Raw genomic sequence first — 16714 nt, 5'->3', positions numbered from 1 at the left:
AGAGGCAAGGAAGTGGACAAGGAACAGCACTTCGAGCTGCTCCGGGAGAGTGCGGCCAAGGTCAAGGAGCTCCAAGAGCGGCTCCAGAGCATCCGTGATCAAGAGGCGGCGCTACAAGCCCAGCGTGTCACAACGCTCGAAGAGCTCAAGAAGGCCCGTGACGCGCGGTTCGAACGCATGACTGCGGCGATCGACGACAAGGTCCCGAAGGCGCAGGTCGCCCGCGAACTGGGCATGGACCGCACCAACCTCTACAAGCTGCTTGAAGGCAAGGACGACAACGCAGACGCGTGACCGCGTTGCGTGACCGTCTGCGTAATGCCGGCTCGCGCAGGTCAGAACCGAAGCGCTCGCCTTCGTGTGGAACCACCTGATTGATCGACTGGCGTCGTTGAGCGCGAGGGAGCTTGCGGCAGTTGGCGATAGTCAGCGACCGGCAAGACGTGGGTGGCGTGGGAGGGCCGGTGTCGAAGAACATGGGCACCGCGGGACCAGCGCGGCTGTCCGACTTGCTCCAAGCCGCCAGGGCCAGCCCGAAGTAGGCATGACGGGGCGACGCAGGCTGGTCGGGCCGCACGCGCGGCCTCGGCAGCGAGCCGACGACGAAACGGCATTAGCCGTACTAGCTGAACGCTTCCCAGGGGGATCAGATGGGGGTTCCTGTAACGGAACAGCGCAAGCTGTTCCAGCGCTCTGGCGACATGTGCGCTTTCCCCGGCTGCAAGAAGGCGCTCACGGCGAAGCAGACAGACAGCGACCCCGTGGCGTCCTTGGGCGAGATAGCCCATATCGTGGGCGCCAGTGCCCACGGCCCTCGTGGCGCCTCCCCGCTGACGTCCCGCGAGCGCAATCGGTACGAGAATTTGATTCTCCTCTGCAACTATCACCATCAGCTCATCGATTCGCATCCCGCTACCTGGACTGTCTCGCGACTTGAGGCGATGAAGCGGACCCATGAGGAATGGGTGCGGTCCCGGCTCGGCTCGATCGATCCCGTGACGGGCACGGCCGATCGAGGCGCCCAAGCCGGAGGTGACTTCATCGAGTGGTTCATCACCGAGGCGGAACGCTGGCCCGTCGTTGATTCCTCGATCGAAAGGGCTCTTCTGGGTATCCATGCCGCACTGCCGCTCCCACCTGGACCGTCTGAGTCGCTGTCGGCGCAGCTGCCTGAGTATGTGCGTCGCGACGTGGACGCCGAGCTCTGGGAGGCGGTTGGCGACGCGGCGCGCCGAAGTGGCTTCATCGTCGTAGTGGGGCCGTCGGCATCGGGCAAGACGCGATCGGTGTACGAGGCGGTGCGCGCCAAGCTTTCTGGCTGGCGCATGATCATTCCGCCGACGGCAAGCGACCTGGACGAGTTGCTGCTCTCCGGAATCCCGCTGGACCGCTCGGTCATCTGGCTCGACGAGCTAACCCGCCACCTGGATTCCGGCGCGCTAAGTCTGCGAGCTATCCGCAAGGTTCTCGCGGAGCAGAACGGCCCTCTTCTTGTCATAGGGACTATGTGGCCCGCAGATTTCGACCGTTTCTGCGTCCCGCCCATCAACGATCACGCGCTGGATCTCAACGCCGACGCCACCGCGATCCTCCGCCTCGCCACCAGATTCGATCTCGCCTCAGCCTTCACGGAGCCTGAATACCGGCGCGCGGCGACGGTCGGTGAACGAGATCCCCGTGTCCGCGAGGCGGTCGAACGCTCGGCGGACGCGGCGATTCCATCGTGTCTGGCGTGCGCGCCTGAGTTGATCCGCCGTTGGGAGCAGCCCAGCGACCCCGTGGGCGCGGCCGTCATCACCGCTGCCGTCGAGGCGCGGCTGTGCGGTCACCCTGCGGTAATCCCACCGGGTCTTCTGCAGTCGCTGGCCGCGGAGTATCTGACCAGCGCGCAGCGGGCCACAGCAACGGCGGGCTGGTTCGACTCAGCGCTCCAGTGGGCGCTACATCCGGTTCGCGGGAACGTTGCCCCCCTCACTCCGATGGCGCGCCGCGTTGGAGAACTTGGTGGCTACCAGGCATCAGATATCCTCACGCACCGGGCGGCGCAGCGCTACGGTGCGCGCAGGCAGTCCCCGGACAAACCCTGGGGCGTGCTGGTTGAGCACGCGGATCATGATGCGTCCCTCGCCATTGGGATGTTCGCCAGCACCTGCGGCCATCGCGACCACGCTGAAGCCGCGTTGAGCCGGCTAGCGGAGGCTGGCGATACCCGCGCCATGACCGCCCTGGGGATGGCGTGCCTCGACGATGGAGACGACAAGGGCGCGGCAACCTGGTACCGCCGTGCGGTCGAGGCCGGAGACAAGGAATCGATGGCGATCCTCGCGGTCGCGTTGCAGCAGCTCGGTCGAACTGGCGAGGCTCATACCTGGATCCGTCGGGGCGCTGAGGCTGGCGTCCCGGGCGCCATGGTCGGTCTCGGCCAGATACTGGAGGACGATGGCGACTACCAGATGGCGCGGCACTGGTACGAAGCCGCGTCGGAAGCCGGGGACAACGGCATGGGCAAGCTCTTCCTCGGCTGCATGCTGCGCAATCAAGGAGATCTCGACGCAGCCTGTAAAAGCCTGCACGAGGCGGCTGAGGCCGGGCTCACGTTCGCGGGCACCGATCTCCACCACATGGCGATGCCGGTCGGGGCAACCGACGCCGCGATCGGGAAATACCGCCACGGTTTCACGACCGCGTATGCGAGCGCGGCGTTCTGCCTCGGCGAGATCTACCTATCGCAGGAGCGCTCCGACGAGGCGAAGACCTGGCTTCAACGCGCCGCGAACGTGGGACGCGTGGACGCGATGCTCGACCTCGGCACTCTGGTTTGGAACGAAGGCGAACACGAACTGGCCTTGACCTGGCTCAAGAGGGCCGCGGTCGAAGGGCATCCGTTGGCCATTGGCCGCTACGCGATCTACCTTCACAAGCATGGCGACTCCGTTCAGGCGCTGGAGTGGCTGGCTAAGGCCCGTGAGGCGGGCGACCCAGTGGCCGACATGTACTTCGTGGCAGTACTCGGGGCGGACGCCAGGCCAGCGGTGACCATGAGACCTCTGAACCTCGGAGACCTGAACGACGGGATCAGCTGGACTCCGATCGCGCACACCTGTGGATGTGTCGCGGACTGGGGCTGGGACGCGGAGCACGCAGACCCGCTGAGCTTCATGCAGTGGTGCTCCAGCATGGTGACCGTTAAATGCCCGTGGCACGCGGTGGCCCGATTCCCCGAGAACAGGCCACCCCTCCTCGTTCGAAGCTCGCCGCGCAGCCCTGCCTTCTACGCTCGGACGGCGTCCGGCATCGACGTAGAACCTGGAAAGCGCATAGCGTCGGGAATCCAGGAACTGGTCTCGATGGCCGAGAACGGGGACGAGGCAAGCATTCTGGCCACCATCTCACCTCAGTATCGGTCCTGGCTCGAATCCCAACAGTACGACGTGATCGAAGAATGGTTCCAGTGGCGCCTTATGAACCTAATTCTCAACCGTTGTGCTCCATAGGTCGAGAAGCCTACGCGAACCTGGATTCGTTACCAATTCGAGTTGGCACGACAACACGGACATTGACGTCAGGTGCTGGCGTAGGAGCCGCTCCTCGGCATCTATGGCCAGCTCCACGAGCTACTAACACGATCGAACGCTCGACGAGTACACTCGAACAGTCGCCGATCAATCGTGCAAGGGGGCAACTAATGGGTACGGATGAAAACGGAGTGCGGTCCGTTGTGGGCACGTGCCCCCAATGTCGCACTCACGTCATTGCACGCGAAGCAGCGCATGTCATCCATACCGATGGGGGTTCATCTGCGCCAAATTGGCGCTTTTCAATCTTAATCTGTGATTCATGCGGCGGTCCGCTGGTGATGTACGGAGAGGATGGAGTATCGTTCTCCGATCCGATTTGGCTCTATCCCGCCGTTGACGACCTGAACCCGCGAGTTCCAAGCGTGCTCAGCATCGAGTTGGCAGAGGCTAAACGGTTAGCGCTCGCTGGCTTCAACTTGCCGGCCGTTCTCATGTGCGGTCGAGTACTAGAAGGACTTGCACAACTACACGGTATCAAGGAGCGCAACCTGATGAGCAGCCTGCACAGTTTGCAGAAAAGGGGCCTTATAGACCACGGAATGCGAGAGTGGGCCTCGGAACTTCGCGTGCTTCGCAATATTGCGGCCCACTTCGGTCATCGCGAAGAGATAAATCGCGAAGATGTCGACGATGCTATTGCTTTAACGGAAGCCATCCTCGACTATGTATACGTTTATGCGACTCGATTCGAGGAATTCAAGGCGCGACGCCGGTCCACGAAAACGGCCGATGATCAGGGTTGACATCGAATCGGAGCGATCACATTTTGCCGAAGAGTGGTCACTGGCAGGGGGTACCAACAGTGCGGGTGCCTCGTGGGCATCGCTGGCGTGATGCGGGCCTAGCCACCTGAAAGTGGGCGTCGTCCACAGGTGTAAGTTCATTGCAAGCGTCCGCGGTGCGCCTATCAGGTGGGGATTGCCAACTCGATGACGACGGAGAGCAGGCTCAGGGACTGGCGTGGCGGCCCTGTCAATGCCGAGCGCCTATGCGCGGACTTGCTTCAGATCTTGGGCTATTCAGACGTCGACCCGCAAGCGACTCTTGGCGGGCCAGATGGCAAGAAGGATATCCTTGCCAGGCGTGACGGCAGGCTTTACGTCGCCGCAGTCTATTTTCCTCCAACCAGCCCGTCCTTCGCAAAAATCGAGGCCAAGTACGTTACCGACCGACGGGGCGTCGACGGGAATGATGCCGACGGCTTCCTGTTCTTCGTCAACCAGCACCTGTCGCTTGGACAACGGCGAGACCTCCTCCGCCAAGGCACAGTCGTTGACGAGATCTTCCACCTGGAACGTATACGTTCGATTCTCGACTCACCACGAGGCTACGGCTTGCGCTTGGAGTACTTGAACCGCAAGATGAGTACCGAGGAGCAGGTGGCCTTCTTCAGCACACTGAGGCATAGTCACCTCCAGGAGCTTATCGATAACGACGATCTCGTGCCACGGATCGCCGCTGAGGCAGCCCCTATCGCAAACTTGAACTTTTCCCTGCTGCAACTGCTACACCGCGCCATGCTCACGAATGACCGACTGCTTGGTCAGGTCACGGGGAGACTCCGCACGATGCATACTCAAGTGCGAAATGGTGCGGGAGATGTCATTTACACTCCACCACGCCCTGAAGATGTTCCTCGCGTCCTTGCCGAACTCTTTATCTGGTGGCGCAATTCGTATGCACTTGCTCTTTCCGTGGGAGACACCAAGCAGGTCGTCCAGTCGCTGGCGAAGCTGCACTATGGAATCGTCGCCCCGCTCCCGTTCCTGGATGCCAATGACCGCCTTGCACGCCTCATCACGGATCAGGCGGCCCGGGAACTCATCCGGAGGCGAGTGTCATTTGACCTGATCGCCGATCGTGATATCTATTTTAGTGCACTACACGCCGCTCAAGGCGGAAGCATGCACGAACTTGAAGAATTCATATGGACGGCACTCGAATAGGAAGTTGAGCGCCATGTCCGATCCGCGGGCACCAGTTTAAGAAGTTTCGCAAACTGGTGAAAACTTAACTAACTGGACGGCTCGCCGCGAGATAGTCGTCGCCGTTCCAGCGGTAGTTGCTGACCTGGACCGGCTCGCCGAACGTCGGGGCGTGCACCATCTTGCCCGCGCCGATGTACAGGCCCACGTGGTGGACGTTGCCGGGTGTGCCGTAGAAGACCAGGTCGCCAGGAAGCAGTGGTTGGCCGGCGGGTACCAGTGGTCCCGCGTTGTACTGGGTTTGCGCGGTGCGGGGCAGGTTGATGCCGCCGGCGTTGTAGGCGGCTTTGGTGAGGCCGGAGCAGTCGAATCCGGCGTGTCCGCCGGCTGGTCCGTTGCCGCCCCAGACATACGGCAGGCCGAGCTGGCCGCAGGCAAAGTTGATCGCCATGATCGCCGCCGGGTTGGGTGCCTGGATCTTGTTGCAGTCGCCGGTCCCGACGGTGGCGGTGCCGTACCGTTTTGCTTGTGCCAGAACACCGTTGACGTACTCCTCGGAGTGGTTGTAGGCGAACAGGGCCTTGCGGATGTCCTTCTGTGCGCCGGAATCGCACAGGTAGAACGCGGCGGCGTAGATGGCGTCGTGCGGGTTGTAGCGTGACGGCGGGTTCGAGCCACCGGGCGGGATCGTGTGGCGCGCGATCACGCCGTCGAAGGTGGGCTTGAGGAACTGCATGGGTCCGCCTGCTCCCATGTAGTTCTCGCCTTCCTTGATGCCTTCGCCGGAGCCGCGGCCGTGCTTGGATTCGGCATCGCCGATGGCGGCGAGGATTGTCCAGTCCAGTCCTGGGCACACTGAGGCTGCTGCACGGTAGAGTGACAGGTAGTCGCTGGGGATCTCGGCGATCGCGGCCTGGCTCGGCTCAGTGCCACCGGTGCCGAACAGCGCACTGACAATGGCTTTGCCGACGCCCCCGATGAGGATGGGGATGGCGATGATGGCCGCGACAGCGGCAACGGCGATCTTCATGGGTCACCTCCGGAAGCGGCTGGTGGGGAGGGGTGGCGGGAGCGGGTCCGGCGCGGTGAGTTCCGCGGGCGCCTGCTGCGCCTGGGCCGCGGTCGAGGACGGCGCTGCGGTGGGCTGGTCGACGTGGGGCCAGATCTGCGCGAGCTCGACAAGGCGCAGCCGGCCCGGTCGTCGTGATGCCGGGTCGGAGATCGGCAGCCAGCGCGCGGCGGCAGGGTTGTCCTCGCCGGCCACGCCAGCGACATCGGCGGTGCTGGTGGCTACGGGCGCGAGCGTGGGGCGGTCCAACTGGGACAGTGCGTCGGCGAGTGCCCTGCGCGCGGTGGTTTCGCGGCGGTTGGTGGGCAGCCACACCAGGACGGGAGTGGTGATCCCCGTTGCGGTGGCGAGCTTTTCGTAGCCGTACAGCTTGCGGCCGAGCTTGCCGAGGTCTTCGGTGCCGAAGTCGAATTCGAGGAAGAACTCGATCTGGTGGCCGTCTTCGCGCCAGCGGCCGTAGGCGTCGGGGCGAACGATGTCGCCGAAGAGCCGTCCGCAGCGCAGCTCGGACCACCACGCGGTGAGGCGTCCGCGGGCGCCGGGCCGTCGGCCGAGCGCGACGAGGGTGGTGAAGAAGCCGTTGACGCCCACGGTGTGCGCGAGGCGCAGGGAGTGGGCGATGCCGATGGCGTCTTCGTGGCGGTAGCCGAGTTGTTTGGGGTCGAGACCGTCCTCGTACGCGAGCGCGACCGCTCCGGCGATGTCGAGCACGTAGTGCATCGGGGCGGTGCCGGAGCTGACGAACGGCTGGAAGCGGTCGACGACGCGCCACTTGAACAGGTCGAGCAGGCGGTGGTTAGCCGCGCGCATGGTCGGGTAGCAGAGTTCGACGATCTGCTGGGTGGTGAAGACCTTGTGCTCGTGCAGCATCCGGGCCAGCCAGCGGTCCCGGAGGGTGAGCCGCCCGGCGAGCTGGGCGTGGTGCTCCCCGGTGGTGGCTGCCCGTGGCGTGGGGCGCTGGGGCATGTGCCCGCGCAATGCCCTTTGAGGCGTGGGATTCGAGATCATGGGTAGGCACCTCCCAGGCGTTGGCCGGATTGGGGGAAGGCGAAGGGCAACGCATGCGGGGATCACCGGGGCGGACGTGCGCAGTAGGTGAGCCGGCATGCGTTGCGGGGAAAGGAGATCTGCTGGGTCAGGCCGCGCGGCGCGGGTCCACAGTGGGCTGATCGACGCGGCGCGTTGCTGTGTCGGCGTCGGTGATGGGCGGGCGGGTGTTGAGCCTGGCCGCTTTGCGGATTGCCTTGGCGCGTCCGGGAATCGCGGGCGGGAGCTTCTCGGTCACCGCGGTGAAGGGCGGTGCTTCCTCGCCGCCCAGGACGAGCCGGGCTGCGACGTGGTAGACGCCGAGGTTGGACAGGTCGTGATCAGAAAGCCGCGGCATGGTGTGCCGTGCCAGGCGTTTGGCGTCCTCGGGGCTGGCGTTGAAGAAGATCTTGCTGCGGGCGTTGGTGCTGATGCCCTCTTCGAGCTCCTTCGGTAGCTGTCCGAGGTACTGGTGCGCCAACGCCATGGAGAGCCGGTAGCCACGGGCCTCGGCGAGCATGTCCTCCAACGGATAGGCCAAGTTCAAGAAGTTGTGACACTCGTCCACGTACAGCCCGCAGTCGCGACGTTGGCGCTGCGGGACGCGAGCTCGGCGGGTGGCGGCCTGCCAGGTGCGGGCCACGACGATGGAACCGACCAGCCGCGCGGTTTCCATCCCCAGCGCGTCGCGAGCGATGCGCACCAGGCAGATCCCGCCGGTGTTGAGCACCTCGTCCATGTCCACCGTGGACGTGCCGCCTGCGATGGCGGCGCGGACGAACGGGCGCAGCAGGAAGCCGCGGATTTTGTTCATCAGCGGCGCGATCACTTGTGCGCGGCTGGCTTCGGACAGGTCGTCGTACCAGGACCAGAAGCCCTTGAGGACCTCGTCGTCGATCTGGTCGCAGGCTCGTTGCCGGAACGCCGGCACGGTCAACAGCTTGGGCAGGTCGACCAGAGTCGGGGTACCGGGCATCGCGGTCAGGGTGAGCAGCCCGGCGCGGAGGATGTCGTCGGTGCGTGGACCCCACGAGGAGGCGTAGATCCGGGAGAAGATTGACACCAGGTTGTCGACGGCGCGGGCCTTGTCCGCTCCTTCCAAGGGGTTGAGCACCGGCGGGCGGGCGCGGGAGTCGGCGTCGAAGAGCACGACCTTCTCGCCGAGCTCCTCGGGCAGGCGCATCAGGATGTCCGAGACGAGGTCGCCCTTCGGGTCGACCACGACCACGCCGCGGCCGGCCTCGGCGTCGGCCAGGATCATCCGGGCCATCAGCTCCGACTTGCCGCTGCCGGTGGCGCCGAGGATGTGCAGGTGGTGGCGGGCGTCGGCGACGTGCAGGCCGACCGGGCGGGAGTGCCCGGAGTCCGACAGCCCGAGTGGCTTGATCTGCTCGCCGACCGTGGCGATACCTGGCGGGGGCGGCACGGCCTTTGCGCCGGCCCGCTGCAGGCCGGGGGTGGACTCGTCGATCGGCAGGTGCGCGATCGCGGCCAGCTCCGGGATCGAGAGCAGGTCGCCCTTGCCGAGCCGGCGTTCGGCCAACACGGCGACCGGGTCGCGGCGGATCCGAACTCGGCGGTAGTAGTTGTGCTCGGAGTAGGCGGCGAACGCCGAGGCGATCGCGTGCCCGCGGCCCCGCAGCACCTCCCGGACCGCCTGGACCTCACCGGAGGTGGCGTCCTCGGGGACGGTGGTGGCCACGGCGTAGCGGATGCGGGTCTCGAACTGGTTCGCCCGCAACTTCTCGACCACGGCGCGGTCCTGGGCGGCGTACTCCAGGCTGGTCTGGCGATCCAGTCCCGGCGTCCGTGTGCTGGTCGACGGCTTCGGGGTCTTGCCCGGCGTGATGGCGTCGAGCAGCCGGCCGACCAGGTGGACCGACCCGCCCGCGTGCACCCGCCGGGCGGCGCGGCGGGCTTTGGTCAGGCGGTGGCCGGCGACCGGGCGGGCGAGGATCTGCACGCAGGCGCGTTCGTGCGGGCCGAGCCCGACCGGTGCGCCGAGCATCGCGCGGATCGGGTCGGCCGGGTGGTCGGTGCGGATCGGCAGTGCTTCCGAGCGCGCCAGCCGCAGTTCGCCGCCGACCGCTTCGACTCGCCGACCCGCCGCTGCGGTAGTCGGGATCGGGGGCTTGGCGGGGGTGGTGCGGGTGTGCGCGCCGGGCCAGGCGGCCTCGATCGCGCGCTCGACCATGCCGGGCGGCACCAGGCCGGGCACCCACAGGCGGATCTGCACGCCGTTGTCGGTGAAGGTCAGCTCGAAGGCCACGTGCGGCTGCTCGCCGAAGCGGCGCAGCCACCCCGGTCGCAGCAGGCCGACGAGGTTGGACCACACGGTGATCGCGCCCGTGGGGTCGACCGTGGGTGGTGCGAGCACGGTGACCACTCGGGCATCGGTGGCCAGGCGCTGGTGGTAGCGGCGGCGCCATCGGCGGCGCGCGATGACCGCGGCGGTGACGGCGACCGCGAGCACCGGCCCGACGATCGGGCCCCACGTCAGGGCGAGGTCGCGCAGGTGAGCCAGCACGTTCTGGAATGCGCCGAGCGGGTCACGGAGGTAGTCGCCGACCGGTGAGGCAAGCACGGCCGCGGTCTGCTCGACCCGCGGAGGGACGAGGGCGGACAGGGGGGTGGCGGTGATTGGCCAGGACATCGGGAACCTCCCCACGGATGCGGTGGGCGAGACGGGCGCGAGTTGGGGTCACGCAGCGCGTGGCTGGTCGGCCTGCGCCGGGCTGGTCTCGGCCGTGGGCTGCTGGCTGTGGTCGGGGCGGGTGTTGTCGACGACGAGCCGCAGGTGCCGGCGGCCTCGGCGGGCGGCGCGTTCGGCGTCGACCTCGGCTTGCCACTCGGAGAACCGGCGCCCGGCCAGCCGCTTGAGGTGGGCGGGAATGCGGTTGGCCGGCACCCCGACCAGCCGCGGGCCCAGGACCGCGAGCAGGTCGCTGGCTTCCTGCGAGGCCCAGCCCTCCTCGGCGATCGCGGACTCGTCGGGAAACACATCCGCGATCCGGTCGACGGCGGGATTCAGCGCGGCATCCTGCGTACCGCCGTAGGAGTAGACCCACAGAAAATTCGGCGGCGGGTCAGGCTCGACGAGGGCCCGGAATCGGGATACCTCTTTGGTGTAGGCGTAGAAATTCGAGTCGGGTCGAGCTCGGCAGATATCCAACCATGCGTGAAGATATGCGTCGGAAAAGAAATCGCCGCTGTCGTGGATTCTGATCCAGGCGCCGTGGAACTTGGTCGCGCCGAGTTCGGCGACCATTGCGGCCTGCCAGCCGGCCAGGTCGTCGAGGACGTACATGAGGTTCGCCTGGTGCTTGGCGCGGACGACCGGCCAGGTGTAGGTGCCGTGCCGGGCGTAGCACGCGCGGGCGCAGATTCCGGCGCTGGGGCAGGTGTTGTAGGTGCGGCCGTCGGGCAAGCGGCCGGCCCAGGCGGGCAATGACCAGTTCCACACGCCGATCTGGCGCATCTCGCTGTTTTGCGTGAGCAGCCGAGCGGGCCGGCGGACGGTGGCGGAAATGGGCAGTGACGTAGACATGGGTATCCCCTGGGTGCGATTCGGTGTGAACGGATTGATGCCCGCGATGAGGCGATTAGGCGGCGTCGAGTTCGATCTGCGACGCGTCGCCGTCGTCGAACGAGTCCGCGATTCCTGCGGTGTCGTCCACGCCGAGTTCGACGAAGGAGTTCTCGATTCCCGACGAGGTGTCGGAATATCCGGCGATTTCGGCGGGGTTGGACGTGACCAACTCGTGCTCGACCGGGGAGGCGATGGACTGGAATGCCACTCGCTGCGTCCCGGTCGACAGGAGCCCCTGGCCGCGGTCCGCGGAGAGCAGGAACTGGCGCTCACCCATGGACAGGTCGAAGGTGCGGGTGATCTCGTCGATCGCCTGGGAGGCTTGCCGCAGCAAGATCTGCGTCGCTGCGTTGGCTACGACGGCCTTGCCGAGGTCCGAACCCAGGACGTCCGCGGTGTCCTGGGTGGCCACCGTGAGGCCCGCCCACTGCTTGCGGCTCGCCTTGGCCATCCGGAACAAGAACTCGGCACCGGCGGGTTCCTTCATCAGCAGCCACGCCTCGTCGACCACGACCAGCCTGGGTTTGCGGATGGCCGGGTTGGAGACCTGCCGCCAGACCGCGTCAAGCGTCAACAGGGTGCCGATCGGCTTGAGCTCGTCGGCGAGATCCCGCAGCGAGAACACCACCAGGTGCCCTTCCGGGCGGGTCGAGGTCGGGCCAGAGAACAGCCCCGAGAACGCGCCGGTGACGTACGGGTGCAGCCGGGCCGCGAGCTCGACCCCGGCGGGGTCACCGGTCCCGGCGAGGACCTCGGCGAGGTCGGCCAGCAGCGGCGCCGGGCGCGTCCAGGTCCGCGGATCCGAGGTGATCCCCACACGCTGGTAGGTCGCGGTGATCGCCCGGTCCAGCGCCGCACGTTCGGTCGCTTCGAGCTCGCTGCCCAGCAGCACCGAGATCACGGTGTGCAGGAACAGCGACCGCCGGATCAGCGCGTCGCGGGGCGCGGTGCGGCGCCCGTCCGGGCGGGTGTGGATCGGCAGGTCCATCGGGTTGAGCCGGACCTGTTCGGCGCCCAGGTGCACATACGTCCCGCCGACCGCGGCGGCCAGCCGGGCGTACTCGTCCTCGGGGTCGATGACGTGGATCTCGATCCCGCGATACAGGCTTCGGAGGAGCTCCAACTTGACCAGGTAGCTCTTGCCTGCGCCGGAGCGGCCGAGGATCACGCTGTTGTGGTTGTCCAGCGCGAACCGGTCATGGTGCACGAGGCCCTGGCTGCCGACGTTGAAGCCGTAGAGCACGCCACTCGGCGCGCCGACCGAGGTCGGGTCCGGTGGCGGCAGATCGGGCGAGGTGAACGGGAACGCCGCGGACAGGGCCGAGGTGTCGAACGTCCTCCTCATGCCCACGAGATCGAGGCCCATGGGCAGGCTGGTGATCCAGCCCTGCAGGCTGCGGTAGGTGGTGGGTTTACAGTCCAGCAGGAGCGACGCCGCCAGCGACCGGATCGCGGCGACTTCGTCGCTGAGGGCTTCCTCCGTGGGGGCGTGCACGGTCAGGTACAGCCCGAGCCGGTAGAGCTTGCCGTCGCCGCGGGCCACGCGTGCGGACAGGTCGTAGGCGTCCTCGGTGGCGGCTTCGACGTGCGGGTCGATCAGCCGGCCCTTCTCGCTCGTGTGCCGCCGGCCGGACTCCAGTTTCGACAGCTGTTTCTTGAGCCGGTTCGCCGCGGTGACCGGGTCGATCGGCTCGATGTGCAGGGAGACGTCGACCCTGCCGGGGTAGGTCAGCAGCGGCTGCAGCCAACCGGGGTGGACCTCGCGGGGGTAGCCGACGACGGCGAAGCTGGCGACCCATTCGCCGCCGACTTCCAGCGCGCGGGGGCGCACGGAGATGGCGTCCGGGGTGAACGCGCTGGCCCGCCCGAGCGGCGGCTGCACAGCCTGAGTCTTCCGGCCGCGGCGCTTGGCTGTGGTCTTCATCGGCGGTACCTCCCCGCAGAGCTGGCGTAGTCGTCGGGGTGCTCGGCGGTGTCGTCGAAGCCGTCGTCCCAGGCGTCCTCGGCCTCGCCGAACGCGTCGTCGTCGGGGAACGCGGCACGGCCGAACGCGCTTGCGTCCCAGCCCTCATCCGGGGCGGTGGTGATGACCTCGTCCGAGCCGGCGAGACCGGAGTTCGGCGGGATCACGCTGTCGGGGTTGCAGGCCGCGGCGAGCACCGCGGTGGCCTGGCCTGCGTCCAGCGGGGTGACCACGATCCCCGACGGGGATAGCAGCTCGACTGCCTCGCCGAGCCGGCGAATGAGGCGGGCTTCGGCGGCACGGCGGGTGGCGTCGTCGACGGAGGCGGCTTGCTTGGCGGCCCGGCGTTTCGCGGTCAACGCGGCCAGCGGTGAGGCTCCTCCGAGCCCGTCGGTCGGCCGCGTGGTGAGCAGTGGTTCGCGCAGGATCAGCAAGACCTGGCGGCGCAGCAGGTCGGTGGCGCGGCCGAGTTGGTCGAGGTACTCGGCGTGCTCGCGCGCCGCCCGTTCCAGCGCCGGGTGCGGCAGACCGCCGGCCTGGTCGCGGAGCTCGGCGATCTGTCCGGACAGGTCGAGTCGTTCCGCCCGCACCAGCACCTGTACTGGTGCAGTCAGTGAGTGCAGATACCGACCGAAGGAGGCGACGAGGGACTCCTGCTCGGCCGGGGTGCGCAGCCCGAAGTTGATCGTGGAGCAGACCGCGACCACGGCGACGCCGTCCTTGCCGAGGTCGATGACACCGGTGTCGGTGACCGCCTCGGCGGGCAGCCGCAGCGCGGCCGGTGAGACCGCCGACGCCGCGGCATCCGCGCCGTCCTTCCGGTTGGCGCGGCCCTTGCTGCTGGTGTTCGCGACCTGGCTGCCCAGCCACTCGGGAGCCGGGCGGATGCCTTCCGGCGCGGCCACTCGGTGCTGCGGGCTCATCCGCTGCCGCAGCGCCGCCAGCACCAACCGGTCGAGGGTGATGCCGTCGCGCTGACCCAGCGCGAGGAACGCGGCGGTCACCCCGATCGGGATGGCGACGATGAGGAACGCCACCAGCGGCACGAACTCGCGGGTGAGCGTGTACGCCCCGTACAGCACGATCCCGGTGACGGCGAGGATGAGCAGCTGCCGCGCGGTCAGCGGACCGATCACGCGGTCCTCGCGATCGACGTCGGCGGGAATCCTTACCGGCTGACTCATTTCCCTTCACCTCCTGGAGCGGGTTTCGGTGCGCGGAACACCGGCGGCGGAACCGTGTGGGTGCGCCGGTAGGCGTCGCCGATGCGCGGCTCGGGCTGCGCCTGCCGGAACACCGGCGCGGCAGGCGCGGACGCCGGCCTGGGTGGCGACGACGGCTGCGGCGCTGGCGGCGTGGCGGGTCGGAACTGCAACTGCGGCGGCACCGACGCGGTGCGGATCGGGCGAGCCGGCGGTGGGGTGGCGCCGCGTCGACGCGGTCCTCCGGCGGCTTGGAACTGGGGTGCCGATCCCGGCCGCGGCCCCCGCCGCGGCGGGGATACCGGAGTGGCGGGCGTGGGTGCGGAACTGAACTCAGGAGGCATGGCTGGTCCCTGGTTCGCCGGGGTGACGGCGGGGTCGTGGGTGGTGTCTTGGGGTGAGGGCTGCAGGAACTGCGGCGCCTGCGAGGGCAGCCGCGACCGGCGGGCCGCGCGGGCGCGCTCGGCATCATGGGCCGCCTTGAGCCGCTTGTTGACCATCTCCGGAGTGGGTGCGAGGCGCGGCTGAGCAGGCCACGGCGGATCCGCCGACCCGCTTCCGCGGCCACCACCTCCGCCACCGCTCTTCGCGCCGACGCCGGCACCGACCTTGCCGAGCGCACCGGTCTTGCCGGCGACCATGCCGAAGGTCTTCGCCGCGACGTAGGCGCGGACCAAGCCGCCGATGAAGGAATGGCCGGAGCTGACCTTGACCGCCTTCAACAGCCAGAACGGGATCTTGAACAGGACGAAGAAGAGGGCGATCGCAGCGACCAGCGTGCCGAGCGCGGACAGCGTCGAGCCGAACAGGTGCACGCCGCCGGACAGGAACGTGCGGACCGCGGTGATCAGCACCAGCGCTTGGGCGACCTGGATACCCAGGGTCGCGGTCATCGCCTTCCACCACCAGCGCGCCAAGGGGTCGGTGTGCGGCAGTGCGTGGCACATCAAGAACAGCGGCCCGCTGATGATCAGAACCAAGGTGATAACGATCCGAACGACGTAAACGACCAGCAGCGCGAGGCCGAGCACCACTAGAACCAGCCCGACGAGGATGATGAACAAGCCGCCGGCGGCGATGCCCTGAACGGCGTCCTGAAGGGTGTTGCCCAACGAGGGCGCGTTCACCCCATCCCCGAGGACTCCCAGGGTGAGGCCGTTGGCCAGCCGAATGAACTTGTCGACGGCGAACAGCGACAGTGCCGACGCGATGAACGCCAATGGGATCCGCGGCCCGATCTCTTTGATCGAGTAGCGCGCCTGAACGCTCTCGTGACTCATCACGACGATGCCGCCGAGCAGGATGAGCAGGCCGTAGGCGGCGACCACGATCTCCCAGGAGTTGTTCCACAACTCGCCGATCCCGGGCAGGTCGCTGATGGTCGGCGTGGACAGCGCGGTGTGCCCGATCAATTCCAGGATCGGTGAGAGCGCGGCGTCGACAATTCCGCGGAACGCCGAGTTGATGGCCTCGGTGATACACGCCCCAAGGTCGGTGATCCCGCAGTCCGAGTCGCTCTCGCCGCTGCCGATGTCCGGCTGCTCCGGCCCCGTGCTTGGCGGCGGCGAGGTCGGCTGCGGGATGCAGTCCTCACCCGTGCAGGGCTGACTCGGGGTCGTGGTCAGCGTGGACGAGGAGCACCCGACCTGGCCGGGGAATCTGCAGGTCGTCGGCGCGGGCAGCCCGGTCGGTTGGGTCAGTGGCCCGGTGGGAAGCGGTTGGCTCGTGGTCGGCGCGGGAAGGTGACACACCGGTAGCGGCGAATCCGGCGTGCAGGGGTCAACGGTCGGGATCGGCACAGGTGGTTGCGGCGAAGGCTGCCGCGGGGCGGCGGGTGCGGCCCACGCGCTCACAACGAGGGCGCCGACCAAGAGCACGGCGATGCTCAGCGCCAGCATCCAGCCCGCGGGCCAGCGCCGCCGCCGCAGACCGGCCGGCGGCCGGTTGGCACCAGCATCGGAGACCGGGAAGGGCGTCGCTCGGTCTGCGACTGCGGGGGTCGCGACCGGGCCGCCGGGACGGCGGCCCGGGTGCCCCGTAGGCGGAGTGCTGACGGCCATCGGTCAGGCCCCCACGATCCCTTTGAGGATCTCCACGACCAGCGGCGCGAGTGCCGCCAGGCCGTAGCCCCACCCTGCGGACTTGAACGCGGTCTTGGCCTTCTCGATCTCGCCGGGGTCGCCGCCGCCCATCACGTAGCGGACGCCGCCGATGGACAGGAATACTGTGGCCAAGCCAGCTAAGATGCCCATGATCCAGTTGCGGACGTTGTTCAGGACATCGGTGACCGAGCCGGCAAGGGCGACGACCATCGTGTCGGCGTGCGCCGCCGACGCCGATGTCAGCAACGCCACAACCGCTA

Annotated in this window: 12 protein-coding genes; 4 read left to right on the top strand and 8 right to left on the bottom strand. The window is 67.6% G+C overall.

Annotated features, from left to right (window positions below; all coding sequences use genetic code 11):
- Positions 1 to 12: 12 nt before the first annotated feature.
- From ABZ193_RS08590 to ABZ193_RS08575, 4 genes are all read left to right on the top strand, one after another.
- Positions 13 to 294, top strand: coding sequence for a hypothetical protein (locus tag ABZ193_RS08590; RefSeq protein ID WP_354709400.1), 282 nt, complete (start codon positions 13 to 15; stop codon positions 292 to 294).
- A 356-nt stretch (positions 295 to 650) separates the two neighbouring features.
- A complete protein-coding gene (locus tag ABZ193_RS08585) occupies positions 651 to 3494 on the top strand; it encodes a tetratricopeptide repeat protein (protein WP_354709399.1) in 2844 nt (947 codons plus the stop codon).
- Positions 3495 to 3856: 362 nt separating this feature from the next.
- Entirely contained in the window at positions 3857 to 4321 is a 465-nt protein-coding gene (locus ABZ193_RS08580; protein WP_354709445.1) for a DUF4145 domain-containing protein, read from the top strand.
- A gap of 186 nt (positions 4322 to 4507) precedes the next feature.
- Entirely contained in the window at positions 4508 to 5524 is a 1017-nt protein-coding gene (locus ABZ193_RS08575) for a Fic family protein (protein ID WP_354709398.1), read from the top strand.
- Between the two features lie 64 nt (positions 5525 to 5588).
- On the opposite strand, the gene ABZ193_RS08570 is transcribed toward ABZ193_RS08575, so the two are convergent.
- From ABZ193_RS08570 to ABZ193_RS08535, 8 genes are all read right to left on the bottom strand, one after another.
- Positions 5589 to 6533, bottom strand: a complete 945-nt coding sequence (locus ABZ193_RS08570; protein ID WP_354709397.1) for a bifunctional lytic transglycosylase/C40 family peptidase — start codon at positions 6531 to 6533, stop codon at positions 5589 to 5591.
- A gap of 3 nt (positions 6534 to 6536) precedes the next feature.
- Positions 6537 to 7580 carry a replication-relaxation family protein gene (locus ABZ193_RS08565; protein WP_354709396.1) on the bottom strand — a complete coding sequence of 348 codons (1044 nt, stop codon included), beginning with the start codon at positions 7578 to 7580 and terminating at the stop codon, positions 6537 to 6539.
- Positions 7581 to 7707: 127 nt separating this feature from the next.
- Positions 7708 to 10251, bottom strand: a complete 2544-nt coding sequence (locus ABZ193_RS08560; protein WP_354709395.1) for a DUF87 domain-containing protein — start codon at positions 10249 to 10251, stop codon at positions 7708 to 7710.
- Positions 10252 to 10299: 48 nt separating this feature from the next.
- Entirely contained in the window at positions 10300 to 11145 is an 846-nt protein-coding gene (locus ABZ193_RS08555; RefSeq protein ID WP_354709393.1) for a hypothetical protein, read from the bottom strand.
- A gap of 55 nt (positions 11146 to 11200) precedes the next feature.
- The gene (locus ABZ193_RS08550) at positions 11201 to 13111 is read right to left on the bottom strand and encodes a DUF87 domain-containing protein (RefSeq protein WP_354709392.1); all 1911 of its coding nucleotides are present in this window, start codon (positions 13109 to 13111) and stop codon (positions 11201 to 11203) included.
- A complete protein-coding gene (locus tag ABZ193_RS08545) occupies positions 13108 to 14334 on the bottom strand; it encodes a PrgI family protein (protein WP_354709391.1) in 1227 nt (408 codons plus the stop codon). Before ABZ193_RS08545 ends, ABZ193_RS08550 begins: the two co-directional genes overlap by 4 nt.
- Positions 14331 to 16250, bottom strand: a complete 1920-nt coding sequence (locus ABZ193_RS08540; protein WP_354709389.1) for a hypothetical protein — start codon at positions 16248 to 16250, stop codon at positions 14331 to 14333. The genes ABZ193_RS08545 and ABZ193_RS08540 overlap by 4 nt, the downstream gene beginning before the upstream one ends.
- A 165-nt stretch (positions 16251 to 16415) precedes the next feature.
- On the bottom strand, positions 16416 to 16664 hold the full coding sequence (locus ABZ193_RS08535) for a pilin (RefSeq protein ID WP_221338764.1): 249 nt from the start codon (positions 16662 to 16664) through the stop codon (positions 16416 to 16418).
- Positions 16665 to 16714: the final 50 nt, after the last annotated feature.

This window comes from Amycolatopsis sp. NPDC006125 (assembly GCF_040614195.1).
GTDB classification, from domain to species: Bacteria; Actinomycetota; Actinomycetes; order Mycobacteriales; family Pseudonocardiaceae; genus Amycolatopsis_E; species Amycolatopsis_E tucumanensis.
The sequence above is the reverse complement of the archived record's forward strand: the minus strand, read 5'-3'. Positions and strand labels throughout refer to the sequence as shown.

Bases quoted from the DNA above. Each gene is read 5' to 3' on its own strand.
- ABZ193_RS08545 (WP_354709391.1), bottom strand. From the start codon at position 14,334: ATGAGTCAGCCGGTAAGGATTCCCGCCGACGTCGATCGCGAGGACCGC.
- ABZ193_RS08580 (WP_354709445.1), top strand. From the start codon at position 3,857: ATGTACGGAGAGGATGGAGTATCGTTCTCCGATCCGATTTGGCTCTAT.
- ABZ193_RS08540 (WP_354709389.1), bottom strand. From the start codon at position 16,250: ATGCTGGCGCTGAGCATCGCCGTGCTCTTGGTCGGCGCCCTCGTTGTG.
- ABZ193_RS08565 (WP_354709396.1), bottom strand. From the start codon at position 7,580: ATGATCTCGAATCCCACGCCTCAAAGGGCATTGCGCGGGCACATGCCC.
- ABZ193_RS08555 (WP_354709393.1), bottom strand. From the start codon at position 11,145: ATGTCTACGTCACTGCCCATTTCCGCCACCGTCCGCCGGCCCGCTCGG.
- ABZ193_RS08560 (WP_354709395.1), bottom strand. From the start codon at position 10,251: ATGTCCTGGCCAATCACCGCCACCCCCCTGTCCGCCCTCGTCCCTCCG.
- ABZ193_RS08575 (WP_354709398.1), top strand. From the start codon at position 4,508: ATGACGACGGAGAGCAGGCTCAGGGACTGGCGTGGCGGCCCTGTCAAT.
- ABZ193_RS08585 (WP_354709399.1), top strand. From the start codon at position 651: ATGGGGGTTCCTGTAACGGAACAGCGCAAGCTGTTCCAGCGCTCTGGC.
- ABZ193_RS08570 (WP_354709397.1), bottom strand. From the start codon at position 6,533: ATGAAGATCGCCGTTGCCGCTGTCGCGGCCATCATCGCCATCCCCATC.
- ABZ193_RS08550 (WP_354709392.1), bottom strand. From the start codon at position 13,111: ATGAAGACCACAGCCAAGCGCCGCGGCCGGAAGACTCAGGCTGTGCAG.
- ABZ193_RS08535 (WP_221338764.1), bottom strand. From the start codon at position 16,664: ATGGTCGTCGCCCTTGCCGGCTCGGTCACCGATGTCCTGAACAACGTC.